Source organism: Nostoc sp. NOS(2021) (genome assembly GCF_017115025.1).
Taxonomy (GTDB): Bacteria; Cyanobacteriota; Cyanobacteriia; order Cyanobacteriales; family Nostocaceae; genus Nostoc.
In genome coordinates this window covers 1-20748 of sequence record NZ_JABXKM010000114.1, presented here as the reverse complement: position 1 = coordinate 20748, position 20748 = coordinate 1, and the positions used below count along the sequence as shown (strand labels likewise).

Below are 20748 nucleotides of genomic sequence, written 5' to 3'. Positions count from 1 at the left end.
TTCATCTAGCTACAATAGTCTCCCACGCTGAAAAAACGGATTACTCTAAACACTTCTGCTACTTCTTTATCTTTTAGTTCCAAAACGTGTTGCAATGGTCTTAACTCCTTGCCAATCTCCTCTCTGAGCAAGTACTCGTGCTCAATTGCTTGAGTCAGTACTACTCGTACTGCTTATATATACGTGTTTTCCCTACCTGTATCAGGCTAAATCCATAAAAATATATTACAAGTCAAGTAGGGGCACAGCATTGCTGTGCCCCTACTGCTATAGATATAGAAATTTAGTATCTAAATATATAGAATACCTGCGATCGCATTAGTTTAGAGAAGTTACAAGTGGGCGTCAGGATTGATGCCCAGAGTGATGGGAGGTAAAGTGGCTCCCATCACACCTAAACTGATTGAACTCGCCATTTAATTCGTGGGACTAGAGGGTTTAACCTGATTTCGCATTGTTTCAAAGCTGAAAGCAGCCGCGCCAAAGGTTACTAACAACACTCCCAGAATTTGCACAATATCCAAATTTTCTTGAATGATTAACCCAGCGAAAATCACGGTTAAAACTGGGATGCTACCACCAATGAGCGCCGATCGCGAAGCACCTAGCTTACTAATACCAACATTATTCAGCAAATATCCGGCAAGAGTCAGCACACCCAAAATAAATGCGCTTAAAACCAGTTCCAGCATCTTAGAGGGGTCAATTACCAAGTTCCAACTGGTTGGTAAAGGTAGCATCAAGCAGATAAAGCTCAACAACAACATGGTAGCGAAGTTAATTAAAGTAAAAGTCACGGGATGCAGTTTGCTAGCACAAACCCGCGTCAGAATTATGTAGGCAGCAAAAGCCACGCCCGAAAGAATGGCGGTGCTGCTTCCCATTGAAGTATTACCCATACCGATGCTGGGAGAACCGCTTAAAACCAACAATTCACCGCAGCAAATAGCGGCGATCGCACTGATGCGGAATATGGTAGGGCGATCGCGAAACAGAAACCACGATAATAGACCACTAACCATCGGATAGACAAAGAACAGTGCGATCGCCATTCCAGTCGTGACTTGAGCGATCGCAATGTAGATTAGCACCTGAGACAAAAACAAAAAGCCCCCACTCACAATCGACAACAGCAAAATCTGCTTCGTAGCTGCATTAGCAGCTGTGGGATTTCCTCGGACTGAGTTAGCTAAGTTTTCCAGGTCTTGCCACAATCGGGGGTGGAGTATCGGTGACAACAGTAACATCAGTGGAACTACTACCATAAACCGTAGGGTCAAAATTAACAGAGTATTGCCCAAAGTCGGCGGCAGCAAGCGCTCTACCTCTAATACTCCAAAAATCTGGGAACCTTCGTGGAAAATTACCTTGATGGCTACGTTGTAAAGTGACGATACGACTGCCGATAAGACAATCAACAATAAACCGATTTGGCTCGGCGATAAGCCTGATGAATTAGGCGATCGGGATTGTGGGGGTTTTGCTTCCGGCTGCGGCTCTAGCGCAGTCGCAGATGAGGATTTAGCTTTGCTCTGTGACACGTTTCTGCGGAGGACAGAAATTGGTTCAGCAGCGTTTCTCCTTAGTGAAGGTGGCATTGCTCCCGGCTGTGGCACAGATGCAGTCGGAGCCTCCGATGTCGTTTTGTTTTCCGGCAAGTCCTGATTGAGGACAGAAATTGGCTCGGTAGCATTGTCCTTTGGTGGCGGAACTACAGCAGACAGCGGCTGTGATATCGTTTCCCTTTGGGACAAGTCTTGGCTGGGGACAGAAATTGGGTTCGCGGCGTTTTCTCTAACAACCGGCGGCTCTGATGTCGTTTCCCTTGGTGAAAATTTATTAGCGATCGGGGAAATTGGCTCAGGTGAATTTCTTACTACTTCGCCAAACGGTGGCGGGGATGTCTCAAAAGAACTGTTTTTCTCTGGCTGTGTAAACTGCAAAACAGTAGGTGTGCCTGCTGTTGCTGGTTTGCGGGAAGTTTCTTCTATAGTTTTTTCTAGTTCTCCATGCAGGCGATTAACAAACTCCGCCAAAATCGTTTCCCCTTGCTGCTGCTGGCTATACATCCGTGACAACTGTTGGGAAAGATTACTTTGATAGTTCTTCAACTCCTGTTGCAGCGAGTTAAAGGTAACAGTAACGGTGTCATCCAGGCTGTCAAACATGTGTTCGACTTTTTCATTGATTTCACCGACTACATTGCTGCTCACTTCAGCCGACTTAAGCGCAGCTTGTTCGTAAGATTTGCCCTCTATGGTTTGGTTAGCTAAAGTTGCTAGAGAGGATTGCAGTTGTGAAGATATATGCTTTGCCAGAACTTCTGCCAGTTGACGAATTAACACTTGCTGCTCAGTGATTTGGCGCACTTGTTGTAAATGCTCTTTTTCCTCTACCAAGCTTTGAATCTCATCAGATAACCGATTTTTTTCTGACTGAAGCCGCTTTACGTCTTCCTGCAACGCTCTGAGGACATTCTGCTGAAGATTTTCTAAGTCTTCAACTACAGCCCAAAGAGCATTTTCTGCTGCTCTGGATAGCTCGCCTCTGACTCGCGGGTTTTCTGGTTGCTTCTCGAATCGCCCCATTAGCTTCTAACCTCTAACACCTTGACGATAAAGCTGCTTCCCGTACACTTGCTTGGCGCTCATAGTAATTTCCTGTATTTTGTCAGATAAATTAAAAATTTTAACAGCACTTCCGCATTTCAACGTAATTCTGTCATACTAGACACAGGTTGGCAAAGCATCAAATTTGTTCCACTGCTTACTACACGGTCTTCTCCTCAGCATTGACAAGTATTTGGCCAGTTTAATTTCCATCAATATAATATTCGCCAATGAGATTTTTACTTTTAAAGAAATCTCACTCCAAATAAATATTTATTGTTTTGCTGCCAATAGTAATTTGCAAACACTTACAGATGCGTGCGCGTAGGCGCAAAGCGACTTTTCCCCAAACATCGCCACAAAATTGTCTGACTTGCGAAACTAGCTGTAAATTTGTGTGGAATGTAACTTGTGTGACAGTTTACATCTCTAAATGGAGATTAAAGTATCTTTCTGTGGAAATTCCAAGTTACGCTATCCCCTGCACAACATTGTAATGAATGAGCAGCAATTCTGCAAAAACAGGCTTTTTTGGCGTTGTTGCAGTCTAGGTTCTACTTTGAGAAGATGCAGTATAGGAAAAAGTTAGGAAAATATTAATAATTCTTAGAGGAATAAAATCCGGGCGATGCTAAAGATGGCAGCGCTAAGGACAGCACTCACGGGGATTGTAATTAGCCATGCGGCGGCAATACCTTTTAGTGTTTGGAACTTAATCGACTTGATATTTTGCACTAGTCCAATACCAACTACACCGCCGACGAGAGCGTGGGAGGTTGAGACTGGTAAACCTAACCGGGAGGCGATGAGGATGGTGGTAGCAGTCGCAAGTTCGGCACAAAATCCACTACTAGGTTGCAAGGAAATAATGTTTTCGCCAATAGTGGCGATGACTTTTTTACCCCAGACAGCTAAACCACCAACAATCCCAGCACCACCAAGGATTAAAATCCAAATGGGGATAGTGATACCATCTGTAGGTACGCTACCAGTGCGATTGATGTAAACGATCGCAGCTAAAGGAGCGATCGCATTTCCGACATCATTAGAACCATGAGCAAAGGCTACAAAGCAAGCACTCAATAGTTGGAATCGGGCGAATATGCCCTCAACGGGATTTTGGATTTTAGATTTTGGATTTTGGATTGATGGTAATTCCTGAGTCGGGGGTAAAAATTTTTCTTCCAATTCCCCTCCCCCCGTCCCCCCTAATTGTCGCCAACTAATGATTGTGAGTCCAACTGCTGCGACTGCACCCGTTAACAGTGGAATATCGTAAGCAGGGATTGTAAAACCAACTTGCTCAATTACAAAATTGGTTAGCGGTTCAGTCAGCGATGGTAATACAATCACGCCAAATACACCTAGCAGTAGAGTACTCAACCAGGGAATCCATTCTTGTAACTGCACTAGTTGATTGGGTTGCTCCAAAATCCAGTGCTTGATTTGACTGTACAATAAAGCAGCGATCGCACCACTAATTAACGGTGTTAAAATCCAGCCAATGGTAATCAAGCCAATTGATGACCAATCAATTGCATCTACTCCCAAAGCTACCCAACTAAATCCAGCGATCGCACCAACAACTGCATGAGAAGATGAGACTGGTAAACCGCGTGATGTGGCAATTTGCAACCACACACCACACGATATTAGTACCGTTACCATCCCCACAACGAATATTTGGGGTGTAGCTGCGAATAAGACTGGATTAGCAATTTTCGTCGCTAGGGTTTCTGTTACCTCATGTCCAAACAACACAGCACCCGTAAACTCTAAAACCCCAGCAATTATTAGTGCCTGTTTGAGGGTAACAGCTTTGGAACCTACAGAGGTTCCCATCGCGTTAGCAACATCGTTTGCTCCGAGATTCCAGGCGACGTAGAAAGCTAGTAGGGCGACTGCAACTTGGGTAATAAGCATTTTTTTGAGGCTGATGGAGGGATGAGGGAGCAGGGGGAGATAACAATTCAAAATTCAAAATTCAAAATGACGCTCACAGACTCGCTAACGCTGCGCTAACAAAATTCAAAATTGAAGAGATCCCCCCCATCCCCTTTTAGGGATAAATTAAGATTTTATAAGTATCTGGTGTGGGTGCGATCGCAACTTCCACAGCTGCTGATAAATCTTTTAATGGATAGCGATCGCTAATCAACGCTTTCACGTCAATTCGCTGATGAAATACAATATCGGCTGATAGATTCTGAAGCCGATAAGATGAGCTATAACTGCCTATCAAGTCAATTTCCCGACGGTAGAGAATATTGGGGTTGATGGCAATTTCCACCTCATCAGGGAATTCGGCGAAAAACAAGATTTTGCCACCTTTTCGGGTACAATCAAGTGCTTGAAAGAAGGCTTTCTCACTCGGAACAGCGAGCAAAGTAACATCAACACCCAGTCCACCAGTTAGGGCATGGATTTTGGCGGTTAAATCGGCATCACGGGCATCAAAAGCCGCCTCTGCACCGACACTCAAGGCTTTTTCAATTCTAGAGGGTAGTAAATCGGTAGCGATCGCTTTTGCTCCGAAATATTTCACCAACATGATAAACATTAACCCAATTGGGCCAGCACCAGTAACTAACACAGTTTGTCCTGGGGCAATTTGGGCTTTTTTCACAGCCTTCAAGCAGCAGTTAGTTGGTTCGACAAAACTCGCTTCTTCAAAACTGATGCGATCAGGGATGGGAATTAGCCCACCATTTTGGACAATATGTCCGGGAACCTTGACATAATCAGCAAAACCGCCGCCACTGGCGTTAAAGCCTGCGGTTGTGGAGATGTTTTTGTAGACATCGCACATTGAAAAATTATCATTTAGGCAGTAGGCGCAACGCATACAGGGGATGTGGTGCATCACCGCTACCCGTTGTCCAACTTGCCAACCTTTGACATTATTACCTACGGATGCGATCGTCCCGGCAGTTTCATGTCCAAAAATGCGCGGCGGTTCATACAGTGGATAACGAATTTTTTTAATATCTGACTGACACAACCCCACAACCCGCACCTGTACCAGTACTTCATCTGGTTCCAGGGTTGGAACTGGGATATCTTCGTAAGACAGTTGATTGACGCCTCTAAATACCTGTGCTTTCATGTTGATTTTTCCCCGCTCAACGATACTAGATGTAACATTAGCAGTCAACGTTAAGCTATCAAGTTTGGGATTTAATATTGTTTGTAAATCTTGGTGCTTCTCTACTGAGTAATTCTAGAAGCTCAAAAAAACTCATGGCTGGCTTTTTGAGACTTTGAGACTGTCGCTGTAATACCTCAATAACTTGTTGCGGATACAGATTATATAATTCACTTAAAAACTCATCTGGAGATTTGGCATTGATTTGCCAAGGTGCTAAATCCTGATCTTGAAAATGCTTCAGGTTTGAGGTGACAATTATATTAGCCTTAGCTACCACAGCAGCAGCCAGAACATGGCGATCGTTAGGGTGATTTGTCATTAATTGAACAATATTATCAGAAACTACGATTAGTGCTGTGGGAAAGGCTTCTTTAATTCTCCCTTCCAGTCTCATCGCTTGGGTAGTTGTGAGTCTACCTGTATTTACTAGATTACGAGTTGCGCCATCAAGTATTTCTTGCGACCAATGTGGTACATATAAACCAGCCTCAGACATACACAATAGGGTATCTCGTATGTACATAGGGAACAGTACACAAGAATCTAATAGAGCATGATACATAATACTCAGTAAATAATCAGAACACCCTACTGATAAAATCCTAACTCTTGGCTTTCGGCTATTAATTCATCTAGCAGTTGTCTACGTTTAGTATCCCTTTGCTGTTTATATTTTCTTAAATCCTCAAATTTCACGCGTCTATGAGTTCCTACCATAATGTAAGGAAGCTCACCCTGCTCTAATAATTTAATCAGATAGGGACGTGACACATTCAACAAATCAGCCGCTTGTTGTGTTGTTAGCTCTGGATTATGTGTGACTATAGATACATTTTTCCCTGATGCCATTGCCTGCACGACTTGGCGTAATACACAACATACAGAATCAGGAATAGTCATTTCTTCGCCGTTTGCTGCTGCTAATTTCAGTTGACTATTTTCTGGATTGAGTATTTGTTCAAGTTGCTTTATAGCCTCAGCTTCGGCTTCTGTAAGAATACTGGAATCAGTAGGCATTTGGTTAGATAGGAAGGTATTCATAAAAAGGGTTAGCTTGGTATTTTATTTTAATTGTATTACACAAACGCAATAAACGAAATAGGAATCAAACACCTGTCTATATTCCAGGGGTAAAAAATAATTGATCTAATCTTGTGGTGCGGACAAGATGATCGCTTTTATCTATACTATTTGATTTTTGAAAAGCCAAGCTGACTGAAATATTACCAGTTCAAGTTTTGGTTCTCAGTATACTTAGCAATACTCCAGTTGGATTCCTATAGTTTAAACTAAATACTCACAAGGGAGTGAAGCAATAAACTGACTTTTGGACTTTGAATAGTTTTTAGAATCTTTCATAAAAAACGATATAAACAAGCGTTTTTTTGCCCTTGTCATAGCTACATAAAATAGACGTTTTTCCTCTTCTAAATTACTATCACGCACACTGAAATAGGTGGGGAATTCATCTTCAGATATACCAGCTAGAAAAACTGTATCGAATTCTAAGCCTTTTGATTGATGAATTGTGATAACAAGGACTTGATTATTATCCTGAGAAATTTGATCTAAATTTTTCGCTAATGCAGTATACTCAATAATGCTTCTGAGTGCTGTATCTGGATGAAGTTCTAAATCATCCTGTGCTTGAAAAATCTTTACTAGCCGTTTGATATTTTCTAGGCGTTTTGGTTCGTCCTGGTGATAATAGTCATATAAACCAGACTCAACAAAAATTTTACCTAATAAATCTGCTGGACGTAATTTTTGGCTGGCATCTTTCCAACTTTCAATATTATGAGCTAAATTTTCAAATTCTTGCCCATAATGATAGACTAAAGCTTGGCGATAGTCAGTATTAATTCCAATTATAGGCATTAAGATTGCCAACAATTCAACCGTTGTGCGAGTGTCGTCAATGGCACGATGAGTGGGTAATTGAGTCAGCTTTAATTTAGTTGCCAAAGCTTCAAGACTATAGCTATCTGATTCTATAAAGCGTTTAGCTAAATCCCAAGTATCTGCCCATTGAAATTTAGGAGTGAATAAACCGACTTTTTGAGCATGGGACGTTATCATCTTGATATCAAAGCCAAGATTATGCCCAACTAATAAAGCATCTTGAATAAACCATAAAAATTCCTGTAAAACATCAATTGAAGGTCTACCATTTACAGATAAAAAATCATCACCATAACCATGTATTAGTTCTGATTCTCCCACTGGAACAGTATTGGCAATATAAGCATGAAATTCTGCTTCTACTTTCCCTGCAACTAATTTAGAAGCAGCAATTTCAATAACTTCATCTTGACTCGCTGAAAAACCAGTTGTTTCCACATCAAAAACAACAATTGTGCCAGAATTATAAGCACTTAGTAAATTGCTAAAAGGGTCGCCATCAATAAAAGTTTGAGTTGAAGCCATATCAGTGAGTTTAAACCCACAAGCTTCTCCCTCTTTGATGACATTCTCAATAGTCACAGAACCAATTCCCCGATTTGGACGCAGTAACATCCGACGCATTGAACCTGCATCAAAAGGATTTAATATTAATCGTAGATAAGCCAAAGTATCTTTAACTTCCTGACGCATGAAGAATTGATGTTGCTCAACTGTTATACAGGGAATATTTAACTTTTCTAAAACTTTAGTAATAATCTCAATTCGTTTATGATTTCTAGTTAAAACAGCAATACGGTTATAGAGAAAATTGGGGTCATTATTAGCTAATTTTTGAATCTGTGTTGCAATCCATTTAGCTTCATCTAATTCATTTTTACCTGCATAAACTGGAATTAATTCTCCAACCTCACAATTAGGTGCAGGGGTAATTTTTGTGTATCTTTGTTCAAAAGAGTCAGCAAAACCAGAAGCAGCATTAAGTAAGGTTTGAGTAGCACGGTAATTCCAAGTCAGAGAATATTCTTGAGGTTGAAACTCTTGTTTAAATTGACTGATAAATTTATCAGGTTCAGAACCTCTCCACTCGTAAATAGTTTGATCTAAATCACCAATCATAGCAATATTGCCAGTACGAGAAGCTAAACAACGGACAATTTCATATTCGGATAGATGAGTATCTTGTACTTCATCAACTTGGATAAAGTCAAAGTGTTGCTTCCATCTTTGTTGAATTTCAGGATAGTAATTTAGTATTGAGCGAACATAAAAGATTAAGTCGGCAAAATCGAGAGAATGACGTTCTTGGAGAATGCTTTGATATTGACTAGCTAATTTTGCATCACCTATTCCTAAAGGTGCAAATAATTTTTCTAAGGGATAATTGGGAGATAACTGCAATTGACTAGCTTTAACTTTACAGTCAGTTAATTGAGAAAATTTATCTTGAGCTTCTTTGTCTTTTGTAAGACGAAAAATATCTTTAATTAGTCCAAGACAGTCAGCATCATCATAAACTACAAAATATGCTGGTAAACCAATTTGACGAGCTTCCACTCGCAGTATTGAAGTACATAAACTATGAAAAGTTTTGATTGTAATGTAGCGAAATTGCTTTGGACAAATTTCTGCTAACCGTTCGCTCATTTCTTTAGCTGCGCGGTTAGTGAAAGTCAGACACAGTATTTTTTGAGCAGGAATGCCGCTATTAATAGCTTTCACTACTCTTTCTGATAAAACGCGGGTTTTACCAGTTCCGACTGGAGCAAGAACTAATATTGCTCCGTTGATGTGGTTGATTATTTTTAGTTGTTCTGGATTTGCTTGGGTTTGAGACATAGAAAGTATGATAATTTTTACTGAGAATATTGTTTATCTTTAGTAACGGCTGCTTGTTTCAGGTTGTAATATTGTCTAACTCTTGCTGGTTCAACTTCCTTGAAGATTTCTGATACTTTTCCTGATTCTGCAAGTTTCAAAGCATCTTTGATTAAATAATCATTTTTCTCTTCATCTGAAAGAAGAAGATTATCTGGTAAGTCGTAGTTGTACATCCCCAAAATCAAGATGTAGTTTTTCTTGAGTCGAGTAAATGGAGAAGGAACACTATTTAAAGCCTTGACAACATTTTGAAGATGTTTAGGTTGCACAAATGGCTTGGCAAGACAACCTAAATATAGCCAAGTTTCAGTTGCTTTAAGCTTTTCAATATCAGATTTACCTTCTGTTGCAGATTGAAATATTAATTGCCAATTCTCTAACTCAAGTATTGGCAGAAAGCGAAATGCTTCGATCAGAATAGCACGCATATATTGACTTGGCTCTTCTGTGGCAATTTCTTCTTTTTGATAATATTGCCATAGTTGCTTAATTGCATCGGCATATCCTTGAGAAGCTAAACCAACAATAATATCTAGTAAATCACGAATCACAAATAAGTCAGGATCGCAAATAAGGTCAACAATTTCTTGCCAAACTTTATCAAAACCTAAAATCAGTAATTTATTTATAGATGATCTTATGCGAGTTTCAGCTTTTCTGCGGTTTACATTTAATTCCCGCTTTTCTTTTTTACTGAGAAAACTACTTTGTTCACTGAAAACTTTAGTAACATCTCTAAGCTCTTTTAAACTGTCTTGAAAAAGACTAACAACTCGAGACTTAATCTGATTTTTTTTATAAAGCCAACTATCATTTAATTCTTGAAATTTATTAGCCCATTGAGAAATGATGATAAAATTATCATCATTAGGAAAATATGAAAAGCTTAACTCTTTTTTCTTATTTAAATTTTGTGCAACTAATTTTTGATATATTTTACGGCTCAAACGCATTTCGGTGATATAAATTCCCAAAGAATATAAACAATGTTGATAAATTTTAATAAGTAGCCACCATGCTTTTTCGTCATGACTACTATTAGCTAACTCAAATTCAGTGCGGTAATCATAATTCATTATCCATAAAGGATAAAGTATTACATTAAAGTCCTTATTTAATTTCTCTAGTTTAGTATCTAGTTCTATGGTTGGTAAAAAATCTGAAATATTATCATAATCTTCGGTTTTATTTTTATTAAGATGAAGTCCAAGTTCGCTGAGTTTTTTTTCTAATTCTGTTGCAAATGATTTAATATTAATGCCATGTCGAGTCACTGCAATCATATCATCAACGAAGCGATGAAAATTTAATATATCTTCCCACTGTTTATCTTTACTAAAATAATCATCAATTGACTTCAGATACAAATTAGCATAAAAGCCTGATGTTAGAGTTCCTTGTTTAAGTCCTATACCATTTTCATGTCCATTCAAATTTTGTTTGATAATTTTTCTTAATAACCACTTAATCCGTTGACTGGTGATTTTTAATTCTCTTTCAGTAATATCAAGTAACTGTTCTTGAATAACTGTGACATAATATGATTCTATGTCAGTTCTTAAAACAGCACCATCTTGATAATAATTAGCACTTTTTTTTGATACTTCTAAAAAATTTTTATAGAGAGGAAAGTAATCTTCATATAAGTCTTCTGTCTGTTCAAATTTGAGGTTATACGAATAAAAATTAAGGTCGGGTTTGTTTTTTTTTCCAATAGTTTGCAGAATAGCAATAGCTAGTATTTCTTCTTCTAAGCGAGTTAGCTGCTTTGGGCGACCTTTTGCTCTACCTTTGACAAATTTATAATCAATGTCTTGATTCGTTGGCAGAAGATTATCCGAATATAGCTTGTCAACTAAATTATCAACAAGCATCTGAAGGTTTTCATCCAGATTATTTTCAAATAACCGGATCTCTATTTCATCATAAAAAGACTCATTAAATAGATTGCTTCTAGCTTTAACCCAAGCTAACTCTATATTATCCAAACTTACCAATTTATTCCATTCATTGTCTTCTTCAAGTTCACTATTTTTGATTGTTTGAAAAGCAGCCTGAAATTTAGCAGCATAATTGAATATATGTTGGCTTTGCCAATAACTATTAATAGGATTTTCAAAATTAACTGCTTGCTGATCTTCAAGAACATAAGAGATTCTATGATCTTTACCAATGAATTTGTTGATCGCTGTATTGATAGCTTTTATTCCCTCAGCGATATCACTAACTTTAATTATTTGTTGAAGAGATTTTTCTAAGTTTTTTGTTCCTATTGTCATCAAATGTAACTTTTCAATGGGTACTTCCTCTAATAACCGTTTTAAAGAAAGTGCTTCATCTTGCCAAAACTCTTTTTCTATTTCTGTATCAAAATCTGGTTCTAATCCTAAAGCTTTGAGCTTTTTATCTCGTTCCCTTTTCAGAACGTCATCTTTCCCAATAGAAGAAGCAATATCAAGCTGCATCAGGAAAAGATTAGATAAAACTTTCATAGAAGAATCTTTATCATTTAGCTTATTTTGCAAATGGCTAATTGTACTCATCATTGCTTGGGCAAAAGGCTGATTAATTGCCTTGAAGTCTAAGTGAATATTAAATGGTTTAATATTTGCCTCTAGTTCCTGCATCAATTTTTTATAAATAGCATAGCTATAAATGTTTGGTTCTATGCCTACACAAACAATTTCTATTGTTTTTGATTGAATTTCCTCTTTTGGCAAAGTTAGAATCATTTCAATAAAAGCAGCAGTAGCAGCACCCATCGTACAACCAACATCTACTAAATAAATACGTGGATTATATTTAATTCCTCTCAGTAGTCTATTTGACTGAATAACATTATCTAAAACATGAGCCGCCTCAAAATAGTGACGAGGAAAGAGAGTGTAAAACTGAAATGCTGTACTTTTTAAATCTGCTTTATCTAACGAGTTTGAAATATCCTTTGAGTAGTCAAGTTCTTGATATCCCTTTGCTTCTGGTATTTCTAACAACCATTGATGTACGGCAGAATAAGCAGATGCAATCACAGGATGAAAAGAACGATAAATCTTGGCTTCTTCAGCCATAACTAAATTAGTGCGTTGTTTGGAGTTCTGCGCGGGAAGTCCTGAAAGTGCTTGCAACAACAATTGCTTGGCTATTTCATTAATAGTCTTTCCATCATTTTTGGCTCTCTGTTTTAGAGCTTCTATGGTTTCATCTTCTAGTCGAATACTAACTACTTTTTTCGCTTCCCATAAAATAGTTAGCTCTCCGTTGAGAACCTGAACTATATCTTCAATGGTTTCTAGCTTGGATGTACCTGGATTATCTATAGCTTTGCCAAGGGAGGTGTGATAGCGCGATGCGGGAGGAGCTTCTTTTTCACCTGCACGATTAGCACGAAGTTCAGCAAATTCCTTTGCCAGCCGGTAAAGTGTCCAGTCTAATTCTTGTAGACGTTGCTCAATATCTTTCTTGCTTATCATAAGTTACGCTATTGTTTCAGTATACATCTACAACTGTATAGTGGCTTGTAAAAATAAATATGACAATAAATATAAATACTTATTGGTAAATTAGTAAAAAACATTTATACTGGCATTAACAGATAAAAGGCAATCCAACGCCATTGGATTGCCTTTTGATTTGGTTAACCTTTCCCAGTTGTCTTTGGGATAGGCTATTAACTTATTTCAGTTCAATAGTTTCTAAAAACTAAGTCCTCAAATCCACTGAATAATTCAGTAATTAATGAAAATGAGAACCACGCCTAACAATAATAGCTCGGCTGTTGATTTATTACAATCATTTTTCTCCTGTCCTGAATCTGTGTCTGAAAAAACTAAATGTATGAAAACCGCAATTTCTTTCATAAAGGCAAAACAAGACGATGAGAGACGTGGCTATTTAATGCAAGAGATTATGCGGTTGCTTGAACAGCTTGGAATTCCCTCTCGTAATCAGCGCGTTCTCAAAGCAATGAAAACTCGGCAACTTGATACCTACAAAGAGGAGTTAGATCAACAATTAAAAGAGCGAGATCGTCCGTTCAAACATCTGTCAGTAGCATAACAAGCTTTCGGACATTTAACTTGCACATTCTCAATTGTGCAAACTCTTGTGGGGTGGGCATCTTGCCCGCCTTAACTATGCAATTTAAATATATATTATTTTATACGCTGATATGCCAAAAAAGGAAGCTATTTATACCTTTCTCTAGCAACGGATATTAAAACTATCTTGTCTGATCTAGCCTAAATGGGTACATTCCAGCGAGGTGAGAAATGCTTCATCAAACCTATACAGCTGATGTTTTAGTTGTTGGTGGAGGAACCGGAGGAACTGCGGCTTGCTATCCAAGCGACGGTCTACCACTTCTTCTAAGATACAAGGGTGGGTTACGGCTTCTGTAACGCTGTATTATTTTTGAATATTTTCTCAAAATTTTCTCCAAGACGCCAGCAATGACTATTCGCCATGCGACTGAAACTGACTTGCCTGCAATTGTGGCAATTTACAATGCTGCAATTCCTAGCCGCATGGCAACTGCTGATTTAGAGCCAATATCTGTGGAAAGTCGCTTTTCTTGGTTTAAGGCGCGATCGCCTTTACAACGTCCAATTTGGGTAATCGAAGTAGAGGGAGTAATTGCTGGATGGCTTAGTTTCCAATCTTTTTATGGGCGGCCCGCCTATAGTACGACTGCCGAAATTAGTATTTACATAGCCCCTCACTTTCATCGGTGTGGTTTGGGACGACAACTATTAGCACAAGCAATTAGCGAAAGTCCTAGTTTGGGTTTAAAGACCCTAGTCTGCTTCATTTTCGCCCACAATCAACCCAGTTTAAAACTTTTTGAAACATTTGGTTTTCAAAACTGGGGACATTTACCTAAAGTTGCCGAAATTGACAGCGTTGAACGGGACTTAGTAATCATGGGACTCCGAATTATTGACATCTGAGATAGCTATAGCAATCCTAAATCATTCGTGAAAAGTTAGATCCCCAACTTCTTTGAGAAGTCGGGGATCTGGACATAGAGAATTTTCACAAATCAGTGTTCTGATCATCCTATACTGCGATCGCTTCAATTAATTACCAGAGTAGACGAATGTAGAGACGCAAAATTTTGCATCTCTAAACATTTCTTAACAATGCCGCAACTGTGCTAGCAACACAACAATTTCATCAACAGCTTGGCGTACAACTGTTGCAGGTTGCTCCGATTGATTCACGATAATACTAAAAACCAACGGCTCATATTTAGGCGCATTCATATATCCAGATAGAGAAACTACACCCGTTAACGTACCTGTTTTTGCTTGGACAATGCCCTCAGCAGGTGTATCTTGAAAGCGGCCTTTCAAGGTTCCACTTTTACCCGCTACGGGTAAAGATGCGCGATACACATATGCTGTTGGTGTTCTTGCGATTCCTCGCAAAGTTTGTACAAAAGCTTCTGGTGTCACTAAGTCCCGACGTGATAAACCCGAACCATCCACTAATACATAATTTGCTGGATCAACTCCCAATTGAGTTAAACTCGCTTTGACAACTTCCAAACCGACATCAGCGCTAGTTTGATTTTTCACTCTGGTTTTTTTTACAGCTAATGCTCTCAGCAGTGCTTCAGCATAAAGATTATTACTATTCTGAAGAGTTTCCATTAATAATTCCGATAAAGGTGGCGACTCTACAAATGCTATTTCCGCTTGATTAACACCACCACTTACGACTAATGTTTGCCCCAAGGTAATTTTTTCTGTTGCCAAAGCAGTACGGAAGCGCCGTAAGAAGTAATAATTAGGGTCAACTACAGGCAAATCTATTAAAGACGGTTCAGAATTCGTTGTCAGTTGTCCTTGAATTCGTAATACTGTTCCTGATAATTCGCGGGTAACGTTGACGTAGCTTGGTTGATTTTGGGCAACGGTTACTGACTGATTAATTATCCGCCATTGTTTCGCCTCGCCAGCATCAATCCACAGCACTTGTAAAGATTTACCTACAGCCTGCGGTACAAGTTTTAAGCTAAAAATATTTTGATTTAGAATAAAGCTGCTGACTGGTGCGCCATAGTCTGACTGCACATCTTCCCATTGCCAGGTGGGGTTAACAATATCTCCTTGAATATAACTATCATCAGCTATCAAGCGCTGAATTTGAGTAATACCTTTCTGTTTTAGCTGCTGTGCCAATGTTTGCAGTTGAGTATCACTTAAACTGGGATCTCCCCTACCGACAACACGTAAAACACCATTGCCATTCTGATAAATTGAGGTGCGAATCCGAAAATTAGCACCCAACTGCTGCAATGCAGCTGCTGTTGTCAGCAACTTCAGGTTAGACGCGGGAGTAAAATATTTCTGAGCATCCCGACTGTAAAGAGTTTGCCCCGTTGACAGGGGTTGCACCAAAATTCCCCAGCGCCCCCGACTGAATAAGGGACGATTGATTACAGCATCTATAGCTGTTCCCAGTTGGGTAGAGCAAATTGATTTTGTGGTAGTTGTTGGTGCAACTGGGGTTTGTGCTTTAGCTGCTGGCTGGGTAACACCAATTTGAGTACCCAGAAACAGCAGCATCAAGCTAAGAGAAATTTTCCTGGTCATCACATAGTTCTTAAAACTACTTGATGATAATACCTTGGTGTGGCATTTTTTTAACGTCAGTTCGACAGGAGGAAATTAACGCTTTGCTTTTGCTTTTCCTTTTTGTTTTTCCTCTTCCTCATCTTCCTCACCTTCCTCATCTTCCTCGTCTTCCTCGTCCTCCTCGTCCTCCTCGTCTTCCTCGTCTGCCCCGAATACTTCGTCTATGAGTTCTTGTGCTCGTTTGTCTGAAATTTTCAAGGCTTCCTGAAGCTCAGAGATATAATCCTGTTCTGCTTCGGGTACTTCTTCGTCAATCCCCACCACTAAGATAGCGGTGATATATGCAGCTTCTCGATAATCTTTATTCGGTAAGGATTCGATCGCCTGCTTGATTAGAACTTCAGGTTCTTCTTCTTCTAGTAAGCTGGTGACTTTCTCGGTCAACTCTTCAAAGTCTTCATCAGAGAAATCTTCAAAGTGGGAAACGGCACCCAGCATTTTACTCAAAGCGTATTGTTCTTCTATGGTTATACCATCACCATCAGCAGCTGCGGAAAAAAGTCCTATAACTGCGATCGCAACTTCTGGTTCTAGAGCAACTGAACTGGTGCTACGGCCTTTGGGCAACTTGCGTTTAGACATAATTATCCTTTAAAGGTTACGTGATATTTCAGGAAGTAATACCTTGCGGCTTAGAAGGCTTCCTAAAATTTAGGATTCCCAAAAGAATGCGGAAAAACACATTCGGATGAATCTTTTTTTCATAAAAAATACGCAAAGAATATATTCCTCTGCGTATAAAAACGGTTAAACTGCCCAGAATTATCAAAAAGCGTTAAGGACTTCCATAAGACTTACGCAAAAGTACACGCTGTACGGGCAATTCATGAATTGCCCCTAAGAAGAAAATCATTCTTTTCGGCTATTGTTTACGTAAGTCCTGTTCCAAACAAAAAAATATCCAACTATTTATTGTGGGGTGGGCGACACGAGAGTTCGTAATCAAGGGCGGGCAAGATGCCATTGGTGTCAACTTAACGTGAAAACCAGCCTAGAACAAGCTTTTAGAGATTGTCTCGTTCCCAGTCTCAGACTGGGAATGCCCGTCGTTGAGGCTCCGCCTCTCTTGCTGGCGGCAGAGCTGCGATGAGGTGCATTTCCAGCCAGAGGCTGGAAACGAGGTTTTAAAAGGGTTTTGGCTTAACTTGACACCAATGGCTTTTCGGCCCACCCCACAAGTAGTAGTAATTTATTTCTTGGAAAAGCGTTACAGTTTCGTCCCACACTCAGCGCAGAAGTTGTGGGTAGGAGCATTTTTTGCACTACAGTGGCTACAATAAACTGCTTCTACTGCGGCTTTCGGCGGTTGCTTCTGCAAACCGACCATTTGAGCGTTGCTCTTGCCAGGGATTACCATTGGATAGCAGTTTTCGTCTCTGGTGACGTGGGCATTCACGATTACCGGGCCATTATGTGCCAGCATTTCGGCGATCGCATCTTTCAATTCACTGCGATCGCGGATTACCATGCCTTTAATCCCATAGGCTTTTGCTAACAACTCTACGTCTGGCATCCCTACTTCCATGTTTGAGCAGGAGTAACGCTCACCATAGAAGGCTTGCTGCCACTGGCGCACCATCCCTTGCCAGCCGTTATTGATAATTATTGTCTTGACATTTATCCCATACTGTGCAAGTGTACCAAGTTCCTGCAAACACATTTGGAAACTGGCATCGCCACTGATACAGATGACTTCTTCATCAGGAAACGCCACTTTCGCGCCCATTGCCGCAGGTAAGCCAAAACCCATCGTTCCCAAACCAGCACTAGAAATCCAGCGCCTTGGGCCATTCTTCAGGAATTGTGCTGCCCACATTTGATGTTGTCCGACATCTGTGGTGTAGAAAGCGTGGGGTGCTTGGCGACTGACTTCTACAATCACTTCTTGGGGTGAAATGCTGTCGGGATGGTGCGGCACTATTAGAGGATACTCTTCGCGCCAACGGTTAACTAAATTCAGCCACTCTTGGTTTTGATTAGGTGTAGCCTTGACCCCTGTTTCTTGGCATCGACGCAACAAGTCTACTAACACATTCCGCACATCGCCGACGATGGGTACTTCGGGAACGCGGTTTTTGCCGACTTCTGCGGGATCGATGTCGATGTGAATTACTTTGGCGCGGGAGGCGAATTCGTCTAACTTGCCTGTAACGCGATCGTCAAATCTGGCACCGACACAAATCAGCAAGTCACAATCACTAACGGCAAAGTTAGCGTAAGCAGTGCCGTGCATCCCCAACATTCCCAAAGCTAGGGGATGATGTTCGTCAAATGCACCGATCCCCATTAAGGTTGTGGTGACAGGGATATTGAATAATTCAGCTAGTTCTTTGACTTCTTCATGGGCACCAGCTGCGATCGCACCACCACCGACATACAATAGCGGACGGCGACTTTCAGTAATCAACTGGATCGCGGCATTAATCTGCCGGGGATTTCCCTTTACCGTCGGACGATAACCGCGTAATTTTACTGAACCTGGTTTCACAGGTACATAGTCAAATTCTTCTAAAGCTACATCCTTGGGGACATCAATCAAAACTGGCCCCGGACGCCCAGTGCTAGCGATGTGAAAGGCTTCGGCGACAATTCGCGCCATATCTTTGGGGTCACGCACTACATAGGAGTGCTTGACGATTGGTAGGGTAATCCCGTAAATATCAGTTTCTTGAAACGCATCTGTACCAATCGACGGACGTGCTACTTGTCCTGTAACCACAACCATTGGGATCGAATCCATGTAGGCTGTGGCGATGCCTGTCACCAAGTTAGTTGCTCCTGGTCCAGAAGTGCCAAAGCATACTCCTACTTTCCCTGTGGCACGGGCGTAACCATCAGCAGCGTGGGCTGCACCTTGCTCGTGTCTCACGAGAATGTGCTTCATAGCGCCAGTTGCTTGCACCTTATACAGGTCGTCGTAAATTGGGAGAATTGCCCCACCAGGATAACCAAAAATATAATCAACGCCGTGGCGATGAAGGCTGTCAAGCAGAGCAAAACCTCCAGATGCACGTTTGGGCACGACTGGCGGGCTAGAAGTACGAGACTGTTTGTGATTATCGATTTGTGGGAGAGTAATTTGGTCAGGCAAATCTCCTACGGAGACACTTTGTGAACGCACGGTCAAACCTCAGACTATAGCTAAAATTAATGCTGAATTCTGTAGTTGATATTTCATTTTAATTGAAAAGTTCAATCAAAATCTGAGAATTTTATATATTAAATATAAATCTAGACTATTAGCCTACATTAATTAAATTACGTCTTGCAAGACTTTGCGGGTATTTTTCCAAGCCCAAACACCGACAACTGCAACCACAAGGCTCATTCCTACAAGCACAAATCGCAAGCCCAGAGCATCAGTTAATGGCCCAGTAATCGCCAGAGGTAAGGCCAGAGCGATGTTGACGGCATGATTTTGAAAGCCAAATACTTTACCGTGCATGGTAGGTGGTGTTTGCTGTTGAATTAAAGTTTGCATGGGCACACCAATTAAGGCAGCACCTACACCCAAAAATGCACAGAGTCCTAGCGCCAGCAACAAGTTGTGCGTAAAAGTGAACACCCCTAAAACTAGTGCAATCATCAAAAATCCAATTAAAGGTAGGGGCTTGTGATGAAATTTTTCACCCCAGTGACCTAAAATCGCCGCACCAAATACCATACCCACCCCTGCTGCTGCTAAGAAAAAGCCAAACTGTTTTTCTTTTAAACCAAACTCTTCGGCTAATCGAATTGTCAGCACTGTTAACGCTGCAAACACACAATATAAAGTTGTCAGTTGCAGCATCGCATTCAAGATCAAAGGGTTTTTCTTGAGATAGCGCAGGCTATCGGTGAATTCAGCCCAAGGGTTATTTGATGCCCGATTTTGCTTCGGTCGTTTGGGTTCTTTAAACTTAATCGGCTGGATGATCGCACCCGATAATATGTATAATCCACCAACCACAAGCTCTTGACCGTATTCTTCTCCCATCAAGCTTTTCGCCAAACTCAAAATCGGCTCTCCGATCGCAAAGCCAACAATTAAAGCTCCCATCATCGTGCTGGTAAACAGCGCATTGGCTGCTAACAAATTCTCTCGCTTCACCAATAAGGGAATCGCTGCTTGTTCAGCTGGTGCAAAAAACTGCGTCACCGTAGAAATGGCAAAAGTCAGGATTAACAAAATCACGAACTCTCGTGGTAACAAGGGAAGACACAGCGTCAATATTCCCCGCACCACATCTGAGCCGACCATAATCAGCTTTTTTGGCAAGCGGTCAACAAAGATCCCACCGGCAGAACCGAAGAAAATTGCTGGTATTGTAAACGACAGCATCAAAGTTGAGTACATCGAGTTTTGTGCCAACCCAGGAAGCGGTGGGTAGTTCTCCAGTAGAGCAATCAGCAAAACGAAGAAAACCTTATCTGCTAACTGGGACAGCAGTTGCCCAATCCACAAGAGCATAAAACCACGGTTTTTTAGCAGTGCGCCAAACCCGTTATTAACAGCAGCAGGTTCAGTTGGAAACATTAAATACTTTCTTTGGGTAGATGGGGCATTGGGCATTGGGCATTGGGCATGGGG

The 20748-nt window shown here is 40.6% G+C and carries 14 protein-coding genes; 3 read left to right on the top strand and 11 right to left on the bottom strand.

Features of this window, described 5'->3' with window-relative positions; genetic code table 11:
- Positions 1-416: 416 nt before the first annotated feature.
- The 7 genes from HWQ41_RS14225 to HWQ41_RS14195 all read right to left on the bottom strand — a co-directional run bounded on the left by HWQ41_RS14225 (position 417) and on the right by HWQ41_RS14195 (position 13010).
- Positions 417-2588 carry an EamA family transporter gene (locus HWQ41_RS14225; RefSeq protein WP_292763628.1) on the bottom strand — a complete coding sequence of 724 codons (2172 nt, stop codon included), beginning with the start codon at positions 2586-2588 and terminating at the stop codon, positions 417-419.
- A gap of 627 nt (positions 2589-3215) precedes the next feature.
- On the bottom strand, positions 3216-4532 hold the full coding sequence (locus tag HWQ41_RS14220) for an inorganic phosphate transporter (RefSeq protein ID WP_292763626.1): 1317 nt from the start codon (positions 4530-4532) through the stop codon (positions 3216-3218).
- 136 nt (positions 4533-4668) lie between these two features.
- On the bottom strand, positions 4669-5715 hold the full coding sequence (locus tag HWQ41_RS14215) for a zinc-dependent dehydrogenase (RefSeq protein WP_292763764.1): 1047 nt from the start codon (positions 5713-5715) through the stop codon (positions 4669-4671).
- Between the two features lie 58 nt (positions 5716-5773).
- Positions 5774-6319 carry a PIN domain-containing protein gene (locus tag HWQ41_RS14210; protein WP_292763624.1) on the bottom strand — a complete coding sequence of 182 codons (546 nt, stop codon included), beginning with the start codon at positions 6317-6319 and terminating at the stop codon, positions 5774-5776.
- A gap of 26 nt (positions 6320-6345) precedes the next feature.
- Entirely contained in the window at positions 6346-6774 is a 429-nt protein-coding gene (locus HWQ41_RS14205) for a helix-turn-helix domain-containing protein (RefSeq protein ID WP_292763622.1), read from the bottom strand.
- Between the two features lie 267 nt (positions 6775-7041).
- Positions 7042-9498: a 3'-5' exonuclease gene (locus HWQ41_RS14200; RefSeq protein WP_292763620.1), complete on the bottom strand. Its 2457-nt coding sequence runs from the start codon at positions 9496-9498 to the stop codon at positions 7042-7044.
- A gap of 17 nt (positions 9499-9515) precedes the next feature.
- Entirely contained in the window at positions 9516-13010 is a 3495-nt protein-coding gene (locus tag HWQ41_RS14195) for an RNA-directed DNA polymerase (RefSeq protein ID WP_292763619.1), read from the bottom strand.
- A 271-nt stretch (positions 13011-13281) separates the two neighbouring features.
- Here HWQ41_RS14195 and HWQ41_RS14190 point away from each other — a divergent pair, with 271 nt between their 5' ends.
- The 3 genes from HWQ41_RS14190 to HWQ41_RS14180 all read left to right on the top strand — a co-directional run bounded on the left by HWQ41_RS14190 (position 13282) and on the right by HWQ41_RS14180 (position 14486).
- Positions 13282-13596, top strand: a complete 315-nt coding sequence (locus HWQ41_RS14190) for a hypothetical protein (protein WP_292763618.1) — start codon at positions 13282-13284, stop codon at positions 13594-13596.
- 212 nt (positions 13597-13808) lie between these two features.
- Entirely contained in the window at positions 13809-13937 is a 129-nt protein-coding gene (locus HWQ41_RS14185; protein ID WP_292763617.1) for a hypothetical protein, read from the top strand.
- 51 nt (positions 13938-13988) lie between these two features.
- Positions 13989-14486: a GNAT family N-acetyltransferase gene (locus HWQ41_RS14180; RefSeq protein WP_292763616.1), complete on the top strand. Its 498-nt coding sequence runs from the start codon at positions 13989-13991 to the stop codon at positions 14484-14486.
- Between the two features lie 186 nt (positions 14487-14672).
- Here the strand turns inward: HWQ41_RS14180 and dacB are convergent, their stop codons facing one another.
- The 4 genes from dacB to HWQ41_RS14160 all read right to left on the bottom strand — a co-directional run bounded on the left by dacB (position 14673) and on the right by HWQ41_RS14160 (position 20694).
- A complete protein-coding gene (gene dacB, locus HWQ41_RS14175) occupies positions 14673-16136 on the bottom strand; it encodes a D-alanyl-D-alanine carboxypeptidase/D-alanyl-D-alanine-endopeptidase (protein WP_292763614.1) in 1464 nt (487 codons plus the stop codon).
- 75 nt (positions 16137-16211) lie between these two features.
- The gene (locus HWQ41_RS14170; RefSeq protein WP_292763612.1) at positions 16212-16760 is read right to left on the bottom strand and encodes a tellurite resistance TerB family protein; all 549 of its coding nucleotides are present in this window, start codon (positions 16758-16760) and stop codon (positions 16212-16214) included.
- 625 nt (positions 16761-17385) lie between these two features.
- Positions 17386-19299 carry a biosynthetic-type acetolactate synthase large subunit gene (gene ilvB, locus HWQ41_RS14165; protein ID WP_292763610.1) on the bottom strand — a complete coding sequence of 638 codons (1914 nt, stop codon included), beginning with the start codon at positions 19297-19299 and terminating at the stop codon, positions 17386-17388.
- A 132-nt stretch (positions 19300-19431) separates the two neighbouring features.
- The gene (locus HWQ41_RS14160) at positions 19432-20694 is read right to left on the bottom strand and encodes an MFS transporter (protein WP_292763761.1); all 1263 of its coding nucleotides are present in this window, start codon (positions 20692-20694) and stop codon (positions 19432-19434) included.
- Positions 20695-20748: the final 54 nt, after the last annotated feature.